Source organism: Streptomyces sp. NPDC031418, from assembly GCF_055581605.1.
This window is the reverse complement of the sequence record NZ_JBVIJC010000015.1, coordinates 128,647-148,141: the sequence shown is the minus strand read 5'-3', so window position 1 is coordinate 148,141 and position 19,495 is coordinate 128,647. Positions and strand designations below refer to the sequence as shown.

Sequence of the window (19,495 nt, the reverse complement as noted above, 5' to 3'; positions counted from 1 at the left end):
AAATGTATCGGACATACCTCGCACCAACCTTCACAGGACGCACACGAGTTGGCTAGGTTGCCGTCAGGCCGCACGACCCCTCTCCGGCGAACCTCGCCGGGCCGCGCGGCCTCCGCCGAATCCGGCGCGCCCCGCAGGGTGCCCGGAGCCGGGGACCCACCGATCCTGGGGTGAATCGGCCGACCTCCCGCCCGGGACGACGCCGTAGGGCAACCCTTCCGAAGCACCCGCCCGAACCCGACAGCTAACCCGGTAGGCGGCGTGTTGGAAGGAGTCGCCTCTTTTGGCGTCGCACCGCAAGCCGTGGCCCGGCGGCACCCATGGACCGGGCCTGCGCGGCCCCGCCCTGGCCACCGCCGCGTTCACCTCCGTGGCCGTCCTGTCCCAGACGGCCGAGGCCGTCCCCGCCCCCGACGGCAGGCCCAGCCTGGAGGAGATCGAGAAGAAGATCGACGAGTTCTACCGCCGCGCCGACTCGGCCGCGGAGGCGGAACCGGCGGCCCGGCAGCGCGCACGCTCGCAGGAGTCGGCGGCCGCCCGCCAGCGCGCCCGCGCGGAGGCGGCGGAGGCTGCCCGGCAGGGGGCGCCCTTCGAGGAGCGGGGAGCCGCCCGGCAGGGCACCCGCTTCGAGGAGCCGGGAGCCGCCCGGCAGGGGGCCCATGCCGCTTCCGCGGAGGCGTCGGCCGCGCGGCGACCGGCGCACGCGGCGGAAGCGCGCCGGGACGACCCGGGCCAGGACGACCCGCGCGCGGGGGGCGCCCGGCCCGCGGGGCGGCACGCCCGGGCCCGCGCGGGCCTGGTGCCGTTCGCCGCTGCGCCGGACGTGGCCGCTTCGCTGCTCGATGAGTTCCCGCAGGACCACTTCGCGCCGAGCCGGGTGATGAACCGGCTGGCCTCACGCGTGAAGGACGCGGCGGAGCGGACCAGGGCCACCACCGGCGGGAACGCGCGCGGCCGGGACGCGGGCCGGGACGCGCTCGGCGAGGTCACCGATGCGGGTCCGCGGGGCGAGCGCCCTGGCACGCGCGCGATGGCCGACCGGGGCGCGCTGGCATCGGCTGTCGCCAACCGGGGCACGCCGATACCGGCTGCCGCCGACCGGGGCACGGCGACATCGGCCGCCGCCCCGTACGACGTGAAGACCGCCAAGGCCGCCGTCCAGCGCAAGCTCGCCACCGCGCGGGAGCTGCTGTTCCGGCTGACCGCCGAGGCGGACGCCCGCTCGGCCGCGCTCGCGGGGCGGAAGCGGGCGGAGGGTGCCGGTCCGGCGTACGGGGCCCAGGTCACCCGGGCCGAGCTGGCGGTCGCCTTCGCCCGCGCCCAGATCGGCAGGCCGTACGTGTCCGGTGCCAGCGGCCCCGGCTCCTACGACGCCTCCGGCCTCACCCAGGCCGCCTGGAAGGCCGCCGGCGTCACCCTTCCGCGCTCCGCCCGGGACCAGGCGGCCTCCGGCACGCCCGTGCCGCTCGCCGACGCCCGCCCCGGTGACCTGGTCTTCTTCTACGACGACAGCAGCCACGTCGGCCTCTGCACGGGCAACGGCATGATGATCCACTCCCCCGAGCCGGGCGCGTACATCCGTGAGGACTCCGTGTACCGCTGGGGTGAGTCACTCGTCCACAGCGTGGTGCGCCCGGGCTGACCGGTGACGACCGGGGCGCGCGACTCGCTTCATGGCACCGGCGGCCGTCAGGTCCACAGCACGGCGATGAACACGTTCGTCGCCGTGAGGGCGCCGACCAGGCCGAACTGGCCCTTGTCGATCGTCTCCTCGTCGCGCTTCACATAGACCAGGCCGAGGATCACGATCAGCAGCGCCAGCTTGATGCCGATCTTGATGGTGTTGATGTGCGCGCCCTGGGCCTGGTTCAGGCCGACCAGGGCCACGCCGGTGACCAGCATGGTCAGCGCGCCGTGCAGCATCCCGGGGACGAACCGGGCCGTGCCCTGGCCCATCGCCTTCATCTGGGTGAGGAAACCGCCGAGCAGCGCGGCGATACCGATGATGTGCAGGCCGACGAAGAGATGGATGAGTACGTCCATGGGGCCGGAGCCTAATTCGTCCCCCACAGCCCCCCGGACGGCAGGGTGCCGTGCCCGCCAGGCGGGGGGCCACCCGCCCGGTTCTCCTACAGCGCCGGCGGCCGTACCCACGGCGCGAACCGCTGCCCGGGAACCGCGTCGGCACGCCAGTACCGCAGGACGGTTTCCTGTACGACCTCAACCCGCTCCGCAGCGATCAGACAGGAGACCGGCTCCGGCCCGCCCGCGTCCGCCTCGAAGGCGAGGAGCACGGGCGGTATCTCACCAAGCTGACGAGTGACTCTCGCGAGCTCGTCTTCCGACGGGGTGCGAAAGACCGGGTCGGCGAACTGCGCCGGACACGTGACGAAGGCCGGGTCCCCGAAGACCAGTTCCAGGCCGTGGGAGTAGCTGAGGTCATACCCGGCCGCCAGCCGGAACTCGGCCGCGTCCCAGGCAATGACGTCCCAGTCCCACCAGGACCCTTCAGGAAGCCGGATGCCGGCATGCCGGTGTCCCGGGTCCACTCTCGGCTCCCTACACCGCTGTCGATCTTGCATATATCCGTGCCATAGCACCCCATCACCCTCCCCCGTCTCCCTTTTCCGCGCTTCGGTCACCACGCTGCGTGAAGGCGACGACTCCGGGCGGCGCATTCGGTCATCCTCGGTTGGGATCCGGTCCCTCCCGACCAGTTCCGTACACCGCGTTACCGACTTGTCACCGTCAGGCCTAGCGTCCTCCCCCAGGTGACCGGCTCCCCAACGCCGCCCGGCCAGGGGCGGCAGCCGGCCACCACCGCCGAGAAAGGCCCGGCGGCGGCCCGCTCCCCCTGTGCCGGCCGCCGCCGGGGCCCGGACGGCCCGCTCGTACGACCCGGACGGAAGGACGTGACGGTCCAGGTGGCAGCGCATCGCAAGCCCCGGCAACGCCCCCTCGGAGGCCATACGGCCCGCACGGCCGCGACCCTCGCCCTGGCGGGCGCGGCCACCGCGACCGCCTTCGACGGCACGGGACACGCGGAGCCGCAGCTGACGCCGGCGCAGGTAAAGGCGAAGGTGGACAAGCTGTACCAGGAGGCCGAGGACGCCACCGAGAAGTACGACGGGGCGAAGGAGAAGGCGGACGCCGGGCAGCGGCGGCTGAACTCACTGCGCGACGAGGCCGCCCGCAAGGAGCAGAAACTCAACTCGGCCCGGGAGGCGCTCGGTTCGTTCGCCGCGGCGCAGTACCGCTCCGGCGGCATCGATCCGGCCTGGCAACTCGCCCTGTCCAGCGACCCGGACCGGTATCTGGACGGCGCCGCCTTCGCCGAGCGGGCCGGCGACCGGCAGGCGGCCGCGGTCTCGCGGGTACGGCAACAGCTGCGGGAGATCGAGCGGTTGCGCGGCGCCGCCCGCGTCGAGCTGGCGTCGCTGCGCTCCCGGCAGGCGGAGCTGCGACGGCAGAAGACCACCATCACCCGCAAGCTGGACGAGGCCCGGCGACTGCTCGCCGGGCTCACCCCGCGCCAGCGCGACCACATCACCGGCGCCACCGGCACCGGCTCCGGGCCCGCCTCGCGGTCGGCCCCGGAGCCCCGGCAGCCGCTGGACCCGACCGGCTCCGTCACCGCCCCGGACCCCCGCGCGGCGACGGCCGTCGCCTACGCCTACGCCAAACTCGGCAGCCCCTATGTGTGGGGCGCCACCGGCCCGAACGCCTTCGACTGCTCAGGCCTGGTCCAGGCCGCCTACCGCTCCGCCGGGGTCTCCCTGCCCCGCACCACCTACTCCCAGATCAACGCCGGCCGGCGCGTCTCCCGCTCCGAACTCCAGCCGGGCGACCTGGTGTTCTTCTACTCCGGCATCAGCCATGTCGGGCTCTACATCGGCAACGGACAGATGATCCACGCCCCGAACCCGTCGGCGCCGGTGCGGATCGCCCCCGTCGACGAGATGCCGTTCGCGGGAGCGACCCGGGTGGTCTGAGGCGCCCCGGCTCAGACCAGCCGGCGGGCCGTCGCCCAGCGGGTCAGCTCATGGCGGTTGGACAGCTGGAGCTTGCGCAGCACCGCCGAGACATGGGACTCGACCGTCTTCACCGAGATGTACAGCTGCTTGGCGATCTCCTTGTAGGCATAGCCGCGGGCGATCAGGCGCAGCACCTCGCGTTCGCGCTGGGTGAGGCGGTCCAGGTCCTCGTCCACCGGCGGGGCGTCGGTGGAGGCGAAGGCGTCCAGCACGAACCCGGCCAGCCGCGGGGAGAAGACGGCGTCGCCCTCCTGGACGCGGAAGATGGAGTCGACCAGATCGGAGCCGGTGATGGTCTTGGTGACATAGCCTCGGGCGCCGCCGCGGATCACGCCGATCACATCCTCCGCCGCGTCCGACACGGACAGCGCGAGAAAGCGGACGGGCTGCTCGGCGTCCGCCATCAGCGCCGCGCACCGGCGCAGCACCTCGACCCCGCCGCCGCCCGGCAGATGCACATCGAGGAGGACCACCTCGGGCCGGGTCGCGGTGATGACCGTGACCGCCTGGTCGACGTCCGCGGCCTCGCCGACCACCTCGACCCCGGTCTCGGCGGTCTGGCCGATCTCGGCCTGCACTCCGGCGCGGAACATCCGGTGGTCGTCGACGAGCACCACCCGTACGTGCCGCCCGGCCGGCTCCCCCGCCCCCGCCGTGCCGTTCGCCTCGTTCGCGTCGCTCATGACGTCCTCTCCGCCCTCTCCATCTCCAGCTCCACCTCGGTGCCGCCGCCCGGCACCGCCCGCAGCCGGGCCGTGCCGCCGTTGCGCTCCATGCGACCGATGATCGATTCTCTGACACCCATGCGGTCGGCGGGTATCGAGTCGAAGTCGAAGCCCGGGCCGCGGTCGCGCACGGACACGAAGACCGTCGCCCCCTCGACCTCGGCGTAGACCTGTACGGCACCGCCCTCGCCACCGTACTTGGCGGCGTTCACCATCGCCTCGCGCGCGGCCTGCATCTGCGCGCCGGTCCTGTCGTCCAGCGGGCAGTCGCCGACGACGACGACCTCGATGGGCACTCCGTGCTTGTCCTCCACCTCGGCGGCGCTGCGCCGCACGGCCTCGGCGACCGTGTCCGGCTCGTCGGCCTCGTCCTTGCCGGTGCCCTCCGGCTTGTAGAGCCAGGTGCGCAGGTCGCGCTCCTGGGCGCGGGCCAGGCGGCGCACCTCGCCGGCGTTGTCGGCGTTGCGCTGGATCAGGGTCAGGGTGTGCAGCACGGAGTCGTGGACATGGGCGGCGACCTCGGCGCGCTCCTGGGCGCGGATGCGCATCAGGCGTTCCTCGGACAGGTCCTGGGTCATCCGGACCAGGTACGGGCCGGCGAGCAGGGTGATGCCGACGAGGACGGCGAGCGCCGCCTGGAGGACCGCGCCGAGATGGGCGGCCGAGCCCTGGAGGACGAAGATGGCGGAGACACCGGCCGTGACGAGCAGGACGCCTGCGGCCGCGCGCACCAGGGTGAGGGTGCGGCGGCGCCGGCCGGCCTCGACCCAGCGGGCCCGGCGGGCGTTGTCCGCCTGCCGCCAGACCAGGGCGACACCGGCCGCGACGAGCACGGCGGGCAGCAGATACGCCTTGGCCACGCCGCCGAGGTCGACGCTGGTCACGAAGACCACGGACACGACGACCATGAGGAGCAGGGCGACGATCTGGCCCCGGTCGGGCTTGCGGGTCACGAGTCTTCGGCGGCCGTCCGGCGCGGTCTCGGTGGCGACGAGCGACTGCTTCTGCGCCGCGACCCCGCCGACGCCGAGCGGGACGAAGAACCAGAACGCCGCGTACAGCAGCGCTCCGTATCCGTGGGCCATGAACAGGCCCGCGAAGGCGAGCCGGACCCAGACGACGGGCAGCCCGAGGTGCCCGGCGAGGCCCCGCGCCACTCCGCCGAGCCAGCGTCCGTCGCTGCTGCGGTAGAGCTTGCGCGGCGGCCGCGGGTCGTCGAGGGGCGGGCTTGCGGCTTCCGGCATGGCATCGATGGTCACACGGGGTGGCGGGGCGGGGCATCAGGGTCGGCCCCGGAGACACCCCTGATCTTCCCCGAGCAGGGGCCGGGGCTGCGGTGTCCTGGGCCCGCCGGGGCCGCTCGACCGCTGCCCTGGCTCGTGTCAGGGCCGATCTCAGGGTTCGGCCAGGGTCTTCCCGACTGCCGTGGCGGCGGCCGGGCCGTCACCATGGACGCATGACGGATCACGAGCACGCCGCGACGGGTCCGGGACCCGGCCCCGGCCCGCGCCCGGCCCCGGGCACCGGGCCGACGGATGCCGCGCCCGCCGCGACGGGGAAGACGGACGCGGCCGGCACCGGCGCCACCGACACCGCCAGCCCGGGCACCGGAACCGCCGGCACCGGCAGCACCGACCCGCGCCCCGGCGGCCGCGGCACCCGCCCGGGCACCGACGCGCAGGAGCAGCCGGGCACCGGCCCGCAGGAGCCGGAGCAGGACGCCGGCGCGGCCTTCGGCCGGTTCCAGCGCGACCGTGGGCACAAGATGATCGCGGGCGTGTGCGCGGGCCTGGGCCGGCACACCGACATGGACCCGGTGATCTTCCGGATCACGCTGGCCGTGCTCTCCGCGACCGGCGGAATCGGCCTCATCTTCTACGGCTTCGCCTGGCTCCTGGTGCCGTACGCGGACGAGGAGGAGAACGAGCTGCGCAAGCTCCTGACCGGCCGGGTGGACGGCCAGGCCCTGGCCGCCGTGCTGTTCGCGCTGGTCGGCTGCGGGCTCTTCCTGACCATGCTGAGAAACGGCGGGGTGCTGGCCTTCACCGTGGTCCTCTCGCTGCTGCTGGCGGGCGCCGGGTACTGGTCGCGGCGCCGCGGCGCCTCCGATCCCGACCCTCTCGCCGCGCAGGCCGCCGCCGACGCCCCGCCGGAGGCCCAGGCGCCACCCGTCGTCATCTCCTACCCCTCGTGGTGGCGGGACCCGATCGTCAAGGACGGCACCCATGTCGGCGGCACCGGGTATCTGTGGGGACCCGGGGACGCCCGCGACCGGGACGTGCCCTCGGGCGTCGACCTCGGCATCCCCCTCCCCTGGACCCACCCCGGCGCCCGGCAGCAGCCGCCGCCCGCGCCCCCGAGACCGAGCGGCCCGCGCGGCCCGCGCTGGATCGGCGGCTGGGTGTTCCTGCTGGCGCTGGTCGCGGGTGGCCTGGGCACCGGGCTGACCTGGGACACGCATCCGCTGGGCGCCACCTTGGAGGCCGGTCTGGCCTGCGCGTTGGCGGTCTTCGGGCTGGGTCTCGCGGTCAGCTCGCTGCTGGGCCGCACCGGTGCCGGGACGGTGTTCCTGGCGATCGTCACCGCCGCGCTGCTCGCCGGTGCGGCGGCCCTCCCCCAAGACATCACCACGCACTGGCGGAACACCACCTGGACGCCCACCGCGACGGCCCCGATACATCCGGCGTACGACCTCGGGACCGGACGCGGGACGCTGGACCTGACCGGTGTGCACCCGGCCAAGGGGCAGACGGTCGCCACGAAGGCCCATGTGGGCGCGGGACAGCTGAAGGTGATCGTGCCCGCCGGGTCGGCCGTCCGGATGAAGATCGATGTGGGCGTGGGCGACATCCGGTTGCCCGGTGACAGCAGCAAGGATGTGGACGTGCAGCCGAGCAGGCACAGGACGGTGACGCTGGCCCCGGTCAAGGGAGCCCGGGGCACCGGCACCCTGGACCTCACGCTCGGGGTCGGTGTGGGACAGGTGGAGGTCAGTCGTGCTGCGTCATGAGTTCCAGCCGGGAAGGCTGGTCGCCGGGCTCTTCCTCACCGCGACCGGCGTGGTCTTCGCCGGGGATGCGGCCGGCTGGTGGAACGCACCGTGGTTCGGTGTTCTGCCGCTGGTCGTGGGCGGGCTCTGTCTGGCGGTTGTCACGGCGGCCGTCTCCCGGGGCATACGCAGACGGGCCGGCGCCGGGGAAGGTCAACGGTAGCCGCCGGTGCGGGCGCGGCGGCGGGCTCGCCAGGCCGCGTCCAGTGAGAGGTAGGGGGCGCCGGCCAGGACCAGGGGCAGCCAGGCCATCAGGTAGGCGAGGTCGTTGCCGTAGTAGTAGGGGGTGGTGGCCCAGCTGACGGTCAGCCAGAGACTGAGGGAGATCAGGGCGCCGCCGAGCGCGGCCACCCGGCCGAGCAGTCCGAGCAGGGTGCCGATGCCGACGGCCAGTTCGCCGAGGGCGATGCCGTAGCCGAAGCCGACCGGGCTCTTCAGGGCCAGGTCGATCAGGGCCGGGACGGCGGCGGAGTCGCGGGCCGCGCGCATGGTGTCGCCGATCGAACCGGCGCCGCCGGACTTCAGGAAGGCGCTGTCCGTGAGCTTGTTCAGCCCGGCGTAGACGAAGGTGACGCCGAGGAAGACGCGCAGGGGCAGCAGGGCGTAGTGGGCGGCGGTGTCCCGCAGTCCGCGGCGGTCGCCAAGCCAGGCTGGATGCGTGTCGGATCGCATACCGTGAGTCATCGCCGTCAGCCGCCTCTCTCCCGCACTGCCCCCTTGTCCGACGATACGTAGGGCGGGCGGGGCCGGTTCAACCCCCGGGCCGGATGTCCTGCCGTGTTTCGTTCACTCGGTGATGTGGACGATGCACCGGTTGGTCGCCACCCCGGCCGCGGTCACCACCTGGATCTCGGCGGTGCCGGGCTCCACATCGGCCGGTACCGGCACGGTCAGGACGGTGTCCGTGGGGTTGCGGAAGCCACCCGTGACGGGGACCAGCGGGACATGGACGTCGACGGCGCCGATCCGGACGACCGTGCGCGCCAGCCGGTCGGCGGTGTGCGCGCCGGGCGGGACGAAGCCGCTGCCGCGGATCTCGATGTCGTCGCCGGTGCGGATCGGACCGTCCAGGTCGCCGGGTTCCCGGGCGCGGACCACGGAGAGGATGACCGGGCGGCCGCCCTCGGCGTACTTGCCGGCCAGGTAGGTCGCGGCCGAGATCAGCACGACGGTGGCCAGTCCCCACGGCAGGTCGGGGAGCTGGTCGGGGCGGCGGGCGAGCCGTACGGCGGCGAACAGCAGGGCGACGGCGCTGATGGCGACGTACTGGATGTCGGTGAAGGCGCCCCGGCCGGAGTCGTCGGTGAGCAGGTCGGCGGCGCGCGGCCGGTGAGCCGGCAGCTTCTGGAGCCGCTGGGCGAGGATGCGCAGGCCGACCACCCGGCGGACCAGGACGGCGATGCCGCAGACCACGGCGAGGACGGTCACCGTGCCCGCTCCGCGCGCCAGGTCGAGGCCGGAGATGAGGGCGTCGCGTTCGGCGTGGTCGGAGGCGGCGGCCAGGCGGCCGGCCAGCAGCAGGATCGCGTAACCGAGGAACAGCACCCAGCAGACGGCGACCGTACGGGAGGTGGACATGCGATTGTCCTCGCCGATCACCGGGGCGAGCGCCCCGCCGCGGGCCCGGTGGAACCAGCAGGCGGCACTGAGCGAGAGGGCGGTGACGAGCGCGGCGAGCAGGGCCGCGGTGCGGGCGTCCGTCCAGCCGGCGCCGACCGCGGTGAACGCCTCGCCGAGCAGCAGGCCGAGCACCGCGCCCCACACCACGGCCAGGGTCCGCAGCCACAGCCGGGCCAGCCAGGCCTCGCCCTCGGCGCGGCCGCGGTCGGCGACGGCCTCCGCCCGCTGGGTCAGCTCCTCGGAGACCCAGCTCCGGGAGGCCGAGGCCGAGTGGACCACGGCCGCGGGCAGTCCCTGCCCGGCCGCGAACTCGTCGCGCCGGCGCAGAAACGCGGCGACGGCCCGCCGATGTCCCTCGCGTGCACCGTGCGGACAGTCCCCGCAGGTGCAGCCGCCCTCATGGATTCCGTCGGGGCCCGTGCCCCCTCTCGCCTCCTGCACCGCCACGCCCGACGCCCGCCTTCCCCGCGACCTTCCGGCACGGCCGGCGGCACCCTCGGTGCGCGCGCCACGGCCATGCAACTGCCCAGTGCCGTCAGCGAATTGTGCCCTACATCGGGGCCTGTGGGGCCGCCGGAGCGGGTCATGACGGGTGATGCGGGAGCCGGCGTGTTGACCCGACTGCGAGAATGTGCGTATGGCCGAGATCATCCAGCGGGACGGGACCTGGGCCTTCGACGGCAGCACGATCCGGATCACCCCGGGACTGCACCGCTCGGTGCCGCTGTTCCGGCAGACGTACGGGGAGATCGCCGTACCGCTGGAAGCGGTGTCCGGGGTCGGCTACGAACCGGAGCGCAAGCGCGGCCGGCTGCGGATGCGGTTGCGCGAGGGCGCCGACCCGCTGTTGCAGGCCACCGGCGGCCGGCTGCCGGAGGCGGCCGATCCCTACCGGCTGGCGGTGGACGCGGACCGGGGGGCGAACGCGGAGTACATCGCCGAGGAGATCCGGCACGCGCTGCTCATCGAGCAGGTGCCCAGGGAGCCGACGCACTCCTATCTGCTGCCGGGACCGCCGGTTCCGGTGTCGGTGCGGTCCTCCGACGGTACGGCCTCCTTCGACGGCACCCAGGTCCGCATCGACTGGGCCGACACCTCCGACCGGGTCAAGCGCGCGACCGGCCCGCGGATCATCGCGCTCGGGGAGATCGTGCAGGTGGAGTGGCTGCCCAACTCGGGGGGCGAGGGCGGGTTCCTGCGGTTCGTGACCCCGGAGACGGCGTTCTCCAAGCTGCCGCCCGAGCGGGACCCCTACACCCTGGACCTGTGGGGCAGCGTGCGCCGCGATCTGCTGACGGCGCTGGTCGCCGCGGCCGTCACCGCCCGGCTGCCGCATCCCTCGGCCCGCGCGGGCGGGGGGCACGGCGGCGGTGCGGGCCGGGCGCGGGCGGGCGTACCGGCACAGGGCGACCGTCATGACGTACTGCTCCGCCGACTGCGGGAGTTGGGCCGGCTGCACCGGGAGGGGGTGCTCACGGACGAGGAGTTCGCGCGGACCAAGGCGGTGGTACTGAGGGAGTTCTGCTGACGGGTGCCGCTATAGGGCCTCTCTTTCGGATCTTGCCGGCGTCGCGGTCGGTCAGAAAGGGCGCCGGTGCCGCAGCCGACCTGATCCGAAAGAAAGGCCCTCGGGGTCAGCTGAGCAGGTCGGGTTCGGTGCGGCTGATGTCCTGCCACATCGGCTGGTAGTTGATCCAGGCCACGAGGTCGCCGCCGAGCTGTTCGCGGGTGGCGACGGCGAGCTTGTGGTCGATGAGCACCGGGCGCCCGGCGGCCTTGGCCATGAGCTGCACCTGGCAGGACCGTTCCAGGGACAGGAACCACCAGGCGGCCGCGTCCACCGAGTCGCCGACGGTGAGCAGCCCGTGATTGCGCAGCACCAGCGCCTTGCGGGAGCCGAGCGCGAGCGCGATCCGGCGGCCCTCCTCGGCGTCCACGGTGACACCGCTGTAGGCGTCGTAGAGCGCGAGGTCCTCGTAGAAGGCGCAGCTCTCCTGGGTGATGGGATCGATCAGGTCGCCGAGGGCGGCGACGGCCCGGCCGTGCACGGAGTGGCAGTGGGCGACGGCGACGACGTCCGGGCGCGCGGCGTGCACCTGGGCGTGCACGGTGAAGGCGGCCTGGTTGACGTGGTAGCGGCCCTCGACGACCTGCCCGTCCTGGTTGGCGAGGACCAGGTCGCTGACGGTGACGTGCCGGAACGGCATGCCGAAGGGGTTGACCCAGAAGCAGTCGGTGAACTCCGGGTCGCGGGCGGTGATGTGCCCGGAGACCCCGTCCTCGAAGCCGCTGCGCCCGAAGATCCGCAGGGCACCGGCGAGCCGTTCCTTGCGGTGCCGGCGCTCGTCCTCGACCGACTCGAACATCTGCGGCATGGCGAACCGCAGCTGGTCGGTGGGGAGCGGCCGGGGCGGGGTGGGCCCGTGCATAGGTCCTCCAGCGCTGGGATTGCTCTCTGCGCGGGAAGTTACCGCCGGTCAGCGCAGAAGGGCAGAGCTGTTCTTGTGAAGATGACGTACGCGAAAAAGAGGTGGAACCGCCGCAGCCGTTCCACCTCTTCCGTACCGGGCCTGGATCCTGCGGCCCGGTGAGTCCCCGCGCCCGTCAGGCGCGGGTGGTCACTCCCACTCGATGGTGCCCGGGGGCTTCGAGGTCACGTCGAGGACGACGCGGTTGACGTCCCGGACCTCGTTGGTGATGCGGGTCGAGATGCGGGCGAGGACGTCGTACGGCAGCCGGGACCAGTCGGCGGTCATGGCGTCCTCGGAGGAGACCGGGCGCAGCACGATCGGGTGGCCGTAGGTGCGGCCGTCGCCCTGGACGCCCACGGAGCGGACGTCGGCGAGCAGGACCACCGGGCACTGCCAGATGTCCCGGTCCAGGCCGGCCGCGGTCAGCTCCTCGCGGGCGATGGCGTCGGCCTCGCGGAGCAGGTCCAGCCGCTCCTTGGTGACCTCGCCGACGATGCGGATGCCGAGGCCGGGGCCCGGGAAGGGCTGGCGCTGGACGATCTCCTCCGGCAGGCCCAGCTCCTGGCCGACCATGCGGACCTCGTCCTTGAACAGCTTGCGCAGCGGCTCGATCAGCTTGAACTCGAGGTCCTCGGGCAGGCCGCCGACGTTGTGGTGCGACTTGATGTTCGCGGTGCCGGTGCCGCCGCCGGACTCCACCACGTCCGGGTAGAGGGTGCCCTGGACGAGGAACTCCACGGCCGGGCCCTCGTCGGCGATGATCTCGGCCTGCGCCTGCTCGAAGACGCGGATGAACTCACGGCCGATGATCTTGCGCTTCTCCTCGGGGTCGCTGACCCCCTTGAGCGCGGTGAGGAAGCGCTCCTCGGCGTCGACGACCTTCAGCTGGACGCCGGTGGCCGCGACGAAGTCCTTCTCGACCTGCTCGGTCTCGCCCTTGCGCATCAGGCCGTGGTCGACGTAGACGCAGGTCAGCTGGGAGCCGATGGCCTTCTGGACCAGGGCGGCGGCGACCGCGGAGTCCACACCGCCGGACAGGCCGCAGATCGCGCGCTTGTCGCCGACCAGCTCGCGGATGGCCTCGACCTGCTCCTCGATCACATTGCCGGTGGTCCAGGTCGGCTTCAGGCCCGCGCCGCGGTACAGGAAGTGCTCCAGGACCTGCTGGCCGTGCGTGGAGTGCATGACCTCGGGGTGGTACTGGACGCCGTAGAGCTTCTTCTCGTCGTTCTCGAAGGCGGCGACCGGGACGACGTCCGTGGACGCGGTGACGGTGAAGCCCTCGGGGGCGGCGGAGCAGGCGTCGCCGTGCGACATCCACACGTGCTGCTCGTCCGGGGTGCCCTCGAAGAGGGTGGAGGAGGGGCGGGAGACGTGCAGGTCAGTACGGCCGTACTCACGGGCGCCGGTGTTGTCGACGGTGCCGCCGAGCTTCTGCGCCATCAGCTGGAAGCCGTAGCACATGCCGAAGACGGGGACACCGGCCTCGAAGATCTCGCGGTCGAGGTGGGGGGCACCCTCCTCGTAGACCGAGGACGGGCCGCCGGAGAGGATGATCGCCGCGGGGTTCTTGGCGAGCATCTCCCGGACCGGCATGGTGCTCGGCACGATCTCGCTGTAGACCCGCGCCTCGCGGACGCGACGGGCGATGAGCTGGGCGTACTGTGCGCCGAAGTCGACGACCAGGACGGTGTCGGGAGCGGCGGCAGCGGGGTTCGCTGATGACACGGGGTGCCTTCTGGTGGTCGGGCGGGGGTCGGTGTCTACGAGTCTACCGGGGTGGCCGCGGGTGGCCCGGACGTCCCTGGGCCGCCCCTCCCGGAGGCCGGAAGCCGACCGGAGCCGGGGGCCGGGTCCAGGGTTGTCCAGGGTTGTCCAGGGAGTGGACGCCCCCGGGCGGGCGCGTACCGCCGTGGCATACTGGTCACATGCTCCAGCACCAGACCTTCGTCTTTACCTATGGCACCCGGCCCGCCGGCTGCCATGGTCGTGCTGCTTGAGCTGAACGAACGCCAAGCGACTTCCCAGGCGCCCCGGGCCGACAAGGCCCGGGGCGCCTGTCGTTCTCCGGGTTCCGTCGTTCCGGGACGCTCATCCCACCCGAGGAGCCCCGACATGACCACCACCACACCGGAAGCGACCATCAGCGACGCCCGGGAGCGCATCGACGCGCTCGACGACCGGATCATCGGTCTGATCCAGGAGCGGATGGCCGTCTCCGCCGTCGTGCAGCAGACCCGGATCGCCGCCGGCGGGCGGCGCGTGCACCTGTCCCGGGAGATGGAGATCCTCGGCCGCTACCGGGACGCCCTGGGCAAGCCGGGTACGGCCCTCGCCATGACGCTGCTGGAGCTGTGCCGGGGTCGCATCTGAGTTCGGTCCCGCTCTCACCCGTACGGCGCGTGACCGGCCCGCGCACCGCCTCGTTGAGGGGGGTGTCCGTGCCAGCCAGGGGCGGGCCCGAACAGAACCACGCGTGGCTCGCTGGAGCGATGAGGCGTACGGGTCGTGCCGTACGCCGTGGGACCTCGCTCCAGGAAGTGACCGGACGGCAGGGGACAGCAGCCCGGTCACCCAAAGAACGACCGGCTCCGGGGACGCCCGGGGCCGGTCGCCGGGACAACTGAACAGATGCGCGGGATGTCCGAGCCGGCACGGCCGGTGAGTGATCCAGGTCATATAAAGATCCCGTCAGGGCGGCGCAACCATCCCCCCGGGCCCCAGGTCTCCTCTGCGAAACCAACGGCCACGCCCGCGCCCCACACGCGGAGGCCTCCCGACACGTGCTGCGGTCTGTGCGGCACGCCCGCCCATCAGAGGTCTTCATGAAGCTTCGCCGCGCCATGGTCACCGTGGCCGCGACGGCAGCCGTCGCACCGATCGCCCTACTGTCCGCTCCGACGGCGTACGCCGAGACCGGCGAGTCCCCCACCACCACGGTGAGCAGCCCGGCCGCCGACGACAGCTCCCCCAGCGGCGACACCAGCCCCACGGCCGGGGACGACAGCTCCCCCACCGGGGAGAGCAGCCCGACGGACGGGACCGGCGGCTCGCCCTCCGGCTCCCCCTCCCCGACCGCTTCGCAGTCCGACTCCGCCTCGCCCACCGCCTCCGGCTCCGCGACCGGCAGCGCGAGCGCCTCGGCGTCGGCTTCGACGTCCGCCTCGGCCTCGGCGTCCCCGAGCGCCAGGCCCACCGCCGAGCCCAGCGAGTGCCCGGTGGACGGCGACCTGTCCGACCCCGACTCCCAGCTGACCCTCTCCCTCTCCGGCCTGCCCGGGAAGATCGTCGCGGGCAGCGGCTGGCACTACTTCTCGATGACGGCCGCCAACCACAGCGACCAGTCGCTCGGCACCGTGCAGTGGCTCGCGGTCGTGGACAACGACACGGAGAGCGCCGACGAGAAGGACTGGCTGAGCACCTACGCCAAGCTGGAGTACTTCAACCCGCAGACCAAGGCCTGGGAGTCCATGGACGACGAGGTCGGCGGCGGCCTCTACTTCGGCGAGACCCCGCTCGGCCCCAAGCAGACGGTCGGCATCAAGCTGCGGGTCGACATCACCGCGCAGGCCCCCGCCGGCGACGGCTTCAGCATGGGCTTCGGCGGTTACCTCGACGCGGAGAAGAACTGCGTCCACGACGCGTTCGCCTCCTACGAGTTCACCGTGCTCAAGCCGGGCAGCAGCAACCCGGACCCGGGCAAGGCCAAGCCCGGCAAGGGCACCGAGCCGGCCGGCGGCAAGGAGCCGCAGGGCGGTGCCACCGAGATCGCGCCCACCGGCACCCTCGCGCACACCGGTGCCAGCTCCATGCTGCCGACCATCGGTCTCGTCGGCGGTGTCGCCGTCGTGGTCGGCGCCGGGGCGATCTACACGGTCCGGCGCCGCAAGGGGAACGCCGCCGCGTAACCGCGTCACACCCGTCGGGCGGGGCGGCATCCGTCGCCCCGCCCGCGGACACGCCGAGGGGGCCTGCGCCAGGAGGGGGGTGCAGGCCCCCTCGGCGTACCCGGGACCGGGCAGGACGTACCCCCCGGGCAGGACGTGCCCCCCCGGGCCGGGCTACTGCTTCGGCGGGACCGTCGGCATCCCCAGGAACGGCAGGCGCAGGGCGGCGAAGGCCTCCGCCGGGACGGCCGGGGTCCGCGGCTCCACCGGCTTCAGCCGCTCGTACGCCGCGCCCGGCGCCGGACGCGGGTCCTCCTCGCCCTTGTTCGGCCAGAAGGACATCGCCCGCTCGGCCTGCGCGGTGATCGTCAGCGACGGGTTCACACCCAGGTTCGCCGAGACCGCGGCGCCGTCCACGACCGAGATTCCGGGGTGGCCGTAGAGCCGGTGGTAGGGGTCGATGACGCCCGTCTCCGGCGAGTCGCCGATGGGGCAGCCGCCGAGGAAGTGCGCGGTGAGCGGGGTGCCCATCAGCTCGCCGACATTGCTGCCGGCGAAGCCGTTGATCTCGGCGGCCAGCGCGCTCGCGGCCTCCGTGGCGGCCCTGATCTGCTTGGGGTTGGGGGCGCCGTGGCCCTGGCGGGCGGTGAGCAGGCCCTTGCCGACGCCGCCGGGCTTGAGATACGTGGTCAGCGAGTTGTCCAGCGACTGCATGACCAGGCCGATGATCGTCCGCTCGGACCAGCGCCGGTTGGACAGGGAGCGGGCGACCAGCACGGGGTGGCGGGCCGCGTTCGCCAGCCAGGCCAGGGCCCGGGAGGAGCCCTCGGCGTACGGCACCTGGAGGATCGACAGGCTGCCCATCGCGTTCGAGCCCTTGCCATAGCGGACCGGCTCGATGTGGGTGTTCTCGTCGGGGTGGATCGAGGAGGTGATGGCGACACCGCGGGTGAAGTCCGCCCGGGGCTCGCCGGTCGCCTTGCGGTAGCGGCGGTTGTCGGTCTGCGCGCCGACCAGCGCCTCGGAGTTGGTCCGGGTCAGCCGGCCGAGCAGAGCGGAGAGGTACGGCAGCTGGCCGCCCGCCTTCATCCGGTGCAGCAGGGTCTGGGTGCCGTAGGTGCCGGCCGCGAGGACGACCCGGCGCGCGGTGAAGGTCCGGCCCGCGCCCTTCTTCTTCCGGTCCGTCGGCAGGGTCGCCACCGCGTAGCCGCCCCGGGAGTCGTCCGTGACGGACACGACCGTGGTCATGGGGTGGACGACGGCGCCGGCCCGTTCGGCGAGGTGGAGGTAGTTCTCGTTGAGGGTGTTCTTCGCGCCGTGCCGGCAGCCGGTCATGCACTCGCCGCACTCGGTGCAGGCCCTGCGGGCGGGTCCGGCGCCGCCGAAGTACGGGTCGTCCACCTGCTCGCCGGGGGCGGCCTTCGCCGTGCCGTCGGCGTCCTTGCCGTCGCCGAAGAAGACGCCGACCGGGGCGATGTGGAAGGTGTCGCCGACGCCCATCCGCTGCGCCGCGGCCTTCAGATGGACGTCGGACGGGGTCATGGTCGGGTTCAGCCGGACGCCGAGCATGCGCTGGGCCTGGTCGTAGTACGGCTTCAGCTCCTCCTGCCAGTCGGTGATGTCCCGCCACTGCGGGTCGTCGAAGAAGGCCTTCGGCGGGACGTAGAGGGTGTTGGCGTAGTTGAGGGAGCCGCCGCCGACGCCCGCGCCCGCCAGCACCATCACGTTGCCCAGCAGGTGGATGCGCTGGATGCCGTAGCAGCCGAGCTTGGGGGCCCAGAGGTAGTTCTTCAGGTCCCAGGAGTTCTTCGGGAGGGTGTCGCGGGTGAAGCGGCGGCCCGCCTCCAGCACGCCGACCTTGTAGCCCTTTTCCGTCAGGCGCAGGGCGGATACGGAGCCGCCGAAGCCGGAACCGACCACAACGACGTCGTAGTCGTAGGCGTCTTGGGGCACGGGTGTCTCCTCGTTGAGTTTCGCGTGCGGGCCGTCGGTGGTTGATCGCGCAGTTCCCCGCGCCCCCAGGGGGTCACCTGAACCGGAATGCCTTCATCACCCGGAGACTCGTGCTCATGAATCGGGCGTAGGCCTCGTCCGTCATGCCCAGCGACGGCGCCATCGGCAGCAACCGCTGCTGGGCCACCGTCTGGGCCTCGGTGTACTTGAGGATGCCCTCGGAGCCGTGGCGGCGGCCGAGGCCGGAGTCCTTCATGCCGCCCATCGGGGACTGGACGCTGCCGTAGGCGGGCGCGTAGCCCTCGTTGACGTTGACCGTGCCGGTACGGAGGCGGGCGGCGACCTCGGCGCCACGGCGGGCGTTCTTCGTCCAGACGGAGGAGTTCAGGCCGTACGGCGTGGCGTTGGCGCGGTCGATCGCCTCGTCGTCGGTGGCGAAGCGGTAGACCGACACGACCGGGCCGAAGGTCTCCTCCTCGCACACCGCCATGGAGTCCGCCACACCGTCGAGGATGGTGGGTTCGAAGAAGTACGGGCCGATGTCCGGGCGGGCCACTCCGCCCGCGATCGCCTTGGCGCCCTTGGCCAGGGCCTCCTGCACATGCCGTTCCACGGTCTTCAGCTGGCGCTCGCCCACCAGCGAGCCCATGTCGGCGCCGTAGGCGAGGGAGTTGCCGAGCCGCATCGCCCTGGTGCGGGCGGCGAAGCGCTCCAGGAAGGCGTCGGCGACCGACTCGTGGACGTAGAGCCGCTCGATGGAGATGCAGAGCTGGCCGGCGGAGGAGAAGCAGGCCCGTACGGCGCCCGCGGCGGCCTTCTCGATGTCGGCGTCGTCCAGCACCAGCATGGCGTTCTTGCCGCCGAGTTCGAGGGACACGCCGACCAGGCGGGCGGCGGCGCTCTGGGCGACCTCGCGGCCGGTGCGGGTGGAGCCGGTGAAGGAGACGTAGTCGGCGTGCCGGACCACCTCGGGGCCGACGACCGGGCCCTCGCCGAGGACGACCTGGAAGACGCCCTCGGGCAGACCGGCCTCGATCAGCAGGTCGCGGGCCCACAGCGCGGTCAGGCAGGTCTCCGTGTCCGGCTTCATCACCACGGCGTTGCCGGCCACGAAGGCGGGCAGGGCGTCGCCGACGGACAGCTCCAGGGGGTAGTTCCAGGGGACGATCTGGCCGACGACACCGCGCGGGTGACGGAGTTCGGTGACCTTGGTCAGGGTCGGCATGGCGCCGGCGTGCCGCTTGGGCCGCAGATAGGCGGGGGCCTTCCTGCCGTAGTGGCGGGAGGCGATGGCGACGGCCTGGATCTCCTCGTGCGCGTGCAGCCGGGCCTTGCCGGTCTCCAGCTGGATCAGGTCCAGGACCTCGGCCTGCCGCTCCAGGAGCAGATCGTGGAAGCGGAGCAGGACGGCGGCCCGCTGCCGTACCGGGGTCCGCTCCCAGACGGCCTGCGCGGTCCGGGCCGCCGCGAAGGCCTCGCGGACGTCCTCGGGGGTGGACTCGGGCAGGTCGGCCAGCTTCTCGCCGGTGAAGGGGGTGTGGTTGGCGGTACGGCCGGAGCCCACGACCCCCTTGGTGAGCCGGGCCACCAGTTCCGGCGTGACCACGTCGACGGCGGTGCGGGCGCCTTCGGGGGCGGGCGCGAGGGGATTGGTACCGGCGATGTCCTGGGACTGCGTGTCCGTCATGACGCGCAGGGTATGCCGCGGCGGAGCCTTTGTGTACCCGTCGGTAACGGGGATTCACCGAGCGCTCAC

Annotated in this window: 17 protein-coding genes and 1 riboswitch; of the genes, 7 read left to right on the top strand and 10 right to left on the bottom strand. The window is 73.0% G+C overall.

Annotated features, from left to right (window positions below):
- Positions 1-103: 103 nt before the first annotated feature.
- A riboswitch (cyclic di-AMP (ydaO/yuaA leader) is annotated at positions 104-276 on the top strand.
- A 7-nt stretch (positions 277-283) separates the two neighbouring features.
- Positions 284-1,642 carry a C40 family peptidase gene (locus ACZ5CZ_RS23365; protein ID WP_468945614.1) on the top strand — a complete coding sequence of 453 codons (1,359 nt, stop codon included), beginning with the start codon at positions 284-286 and terminating at the stop codon, positions 1,640-1,642.
- Positions 1,643-1,689: 47 nt separating this feature from the next.
- Here ACZ5CZ_RS23365 and ACZ5CZ_RS23360 read toward each other — a convergent pair whose 3' ends face one another.
- Both ACZ5CZ_RS23360 and ACZ5CZ_RS23355 read right to left on the bottom strand, forming a co-directional pair.
- Positions 1,690-2,043: a hypothetical protein gene (locus ACZ5CZ_RS23360; protein WP_385843430.1), complete on the bottom strand. Its 354-nt coding sequence runs from the start codon at positions 2,041-2,043 to the stop codon at positions 1,690-1,692.
- Between the two features lie 86 nt (positions 2,044-2,129).
- A complete protein-coding gene (locus ACZ5CZ_RS23355; RefSeq protein WP_468945612.1) occupies positions 2,130-2,549 on the bottom strand; it encodes a hypothetical protein in 420 nt (139 codons plus the stop codon).
- A 375-nt stretch (positions 2,550-2,924) separates the two neighbouring features.
- Here ACZ5CZ_RS23355 and ACZ5CZ_RS23350 point away from each other — a divergent pair, with 375 nt between their 5' ends.
- Positions 2,925-3,992, top strand: coding sequence for a C40 family peptidase (locus tag ACZ5CZ_RS23350; protein WP_468945710.1), 1,068 nt, complete (start codon positions 2,925-2,927; stop codon positions 3,990-3,992).
- 11 nt (positions 3,993-4,003) lie between these two features.
- Here the strand turns inward: ACZ5CZ_RS23350 and ACZ5CZ_RS23345 are convergent, their stop codons facing one another.
- Together ACZ5CZ_RS23345 and ACZ5CZ_RS23340 are read right to left on the bottom strand one after the other, a co-directional pair.
- Positions 4,004-4,717: a LuxR C-terminal-related transcriptional regulator gene (locus tag ACZ5CZ_RS23345; RefSeq protein ID WP_385843427.1), complete on the bottom strand. Its 714-nt coding sequence runs from the start codon at positions 4,715-4,717 to the stop codon at positions 4,004-4,006.
- Positions 4,714-6,003: a PspC domain-containing protein gene (locus tag ACZ5CZ_RS23340; RefSeq protein ID WP_385843425.1), complete on the bottom strand. Its 1,290-nt coding sequence runs from the start codon at positions 6,001-6,003 to the stop codon at positions 4,714-4,716. Before ACZ5CZ_RS23340 ends, ACZ5CZ_RS23345 begins: the two co-directional genes overlap by 4 nt.
- 212 nt (positions 6,004-6,215) lie before the next feature.
- On the opposite strand from ACZ5CZ_RS23340, the gene ACZ5CZ_RS23335 reads away from it, so the two are divergent.
- A complete protein-coding gene (locus ACZ5CZ_RS23335; RefSeq protein ID WP_468945610.1) occupies positions 6,216-7,769 on the top strand; it encodes a PspC domain-containing protein in 1,554 nt (517 codons plus the stop codon).
- The gene (locus ACZ5CZ_RS23330; RefSeq protein WP_468945607.1) at positions 7,756-7,971 is read left to right on the top strand and encodes a hypothetical protein; all 216 of its coding nucleotides are present in this window, start codon (positions 7,756-7,758) and stop codon (positions 7,969-7,971) included. Before ACZ5CZ_RS23335 ends, ACZ5CZ_RS23330 begins: the two co-directional genes overlap by 14 nt.
- Here the strand turns inward: ACZ5CZ_RS23330 and ACZ5CZ_RS23325 are convergent.
- Together ACZ5CZ_RS23325 and ACZ5CZ_RS23320 are read right to left on the bottom strand one after the other, a co-directional pair.
- Positions 7,962-8,492, bottom strand: coding sequence for a DoxX family membrane protein (locus ACZ5CZ_RS23325; protein ID WP_468945605.1), 531 nt, complete (start codon positions 8,490-8,492; stop codon positions 7,962-7,964). The two genes, ACZ5CZ_RS23330 and ACZ5CZ_RS23325, sit on opposite strands and share 10 nt — an antisense overlap.
- Positions 8,493-8,594: 102 nt before the next feature.
- Positions 8,595-9,875 carry a hypothetical protein gene (locus tag ACZ5CZ_RS23320; RefSeq protein ID WP_468945602.1) on the bottom strand — a complete coding sequence of 427 codons (1,281 nt, stop codon included), beginning with the start codon at positions 9,873-9,875 and terminating at the stop codon, positions 8,595-8,597.
- Between the two features lie 190 nt (positions 9,876-10,065).
- Here ACZ5CZ_RS23320 and ACZ5CZ_RS23315 point away from each other — a divergent pair, with 190 nt between their 5' ends.
- Entirely contained in the window at positions 10,066-10,956 is an 891-nt protein-coding gene (locus ACZ5CZ_RS23315; RefSeq protein WP_468945599.1) for a DUF4429 domain-containing protein, read from the top strand.
- A 106-nt stretch (positions 10,957-11,062) separates the two neighbouring features.
- Here the strand turns inward: ACZ5CZ_RS23315 and ACZ5CZ_RS23310 are convergent, their stop codons facing one another.
- Positions 11,063-11,857 carry a class II aldolase/adducin family protein gene (locus ACZ5CZ_RS23310; RefSeq protein WP_385843417.1) on the bottom strand — a complete coding sequence of 265 codons (795 nt, stop codon included), beginning with the start codon at positions 11,855-11,857 and terminating at the stop codon, positions 11,063-11,065.
- Positions 11,858-12,046: 189 nt separating this feature from the next.
- Positions 12,047-13,627 carry a glutamine-hydrolyzing GMP synthase gene (guaA, locus tag ACZ5CZ_RS23305; RefSeq protein ID WP_385843416.1) on the bottom strand — a complete coding sequence of 527 codons (1,581 nt, stop codon included), beginning with the start codon at positions 13,625-13,627 and terminating at the stop codon, positions 12,047-12,049.
- A gap of 387 nt (positions 13,628-14,014) precedes the next feature.
- Between guaA and ACZ5CZ_RS23300 the strand changes: the two genes are divergently transcribed.
- Complete coding sequence (locus ACZ5CZ_RS23300; protein ID WP_385843415.1) at positions 14,015-14,272, top strand: chorismate mutase; 258 nt, start codon at positions 14,015-14,017, stop codon at positions 14,270-14,272.
- Positions 14,273-14,724: 452 nt separating this feature from the next.
- A complete protein-coding gene (locus ACZ5CZ_RS23295) occupies positions 14,725-15,807 on the top strand; it encodes an LPXTG cell wall anchor domain-containing protein (RefSeq protein ID WP_468945595.1) in 1,083 nt (360 codons plus the stop codon).
- A gap of 153 nt (positions 15,808-15,960) precedes the next feature.
- Here ACZ5CZ_RS23295 and ACZ5CZ_RS23290 read toward each other — a convergent pair whose 3' ends face one another.
- Positions 15,961-17,739 (bottom strand): GMC family oxidoreductase N-terminal domain-containing protein, encoded by a 1,779-nt coding sequence (locus ACZ5CZ_RS23290; protein ID WP_468945593.1) that lies wholly within the window; start codon positions 17,737-17,739, stop codon positions 15,961-15,963.
- 73 nt (positions 17,740-17,812) lie between these two features.
- Positions 17,813-19,426, bottom strand: a complete 1,614-nt coding sequence (locus tag ACZ5CZ_RS23285; RefSeq protein WP_385843411.1) for a succinic semialdehyde dehydrogenase — start codon at positions 19,424-19,426, stop codon at positions 17,813-17,815.
- Positions 19,427-19,495 lie beyond the last annotated feature (69 nt).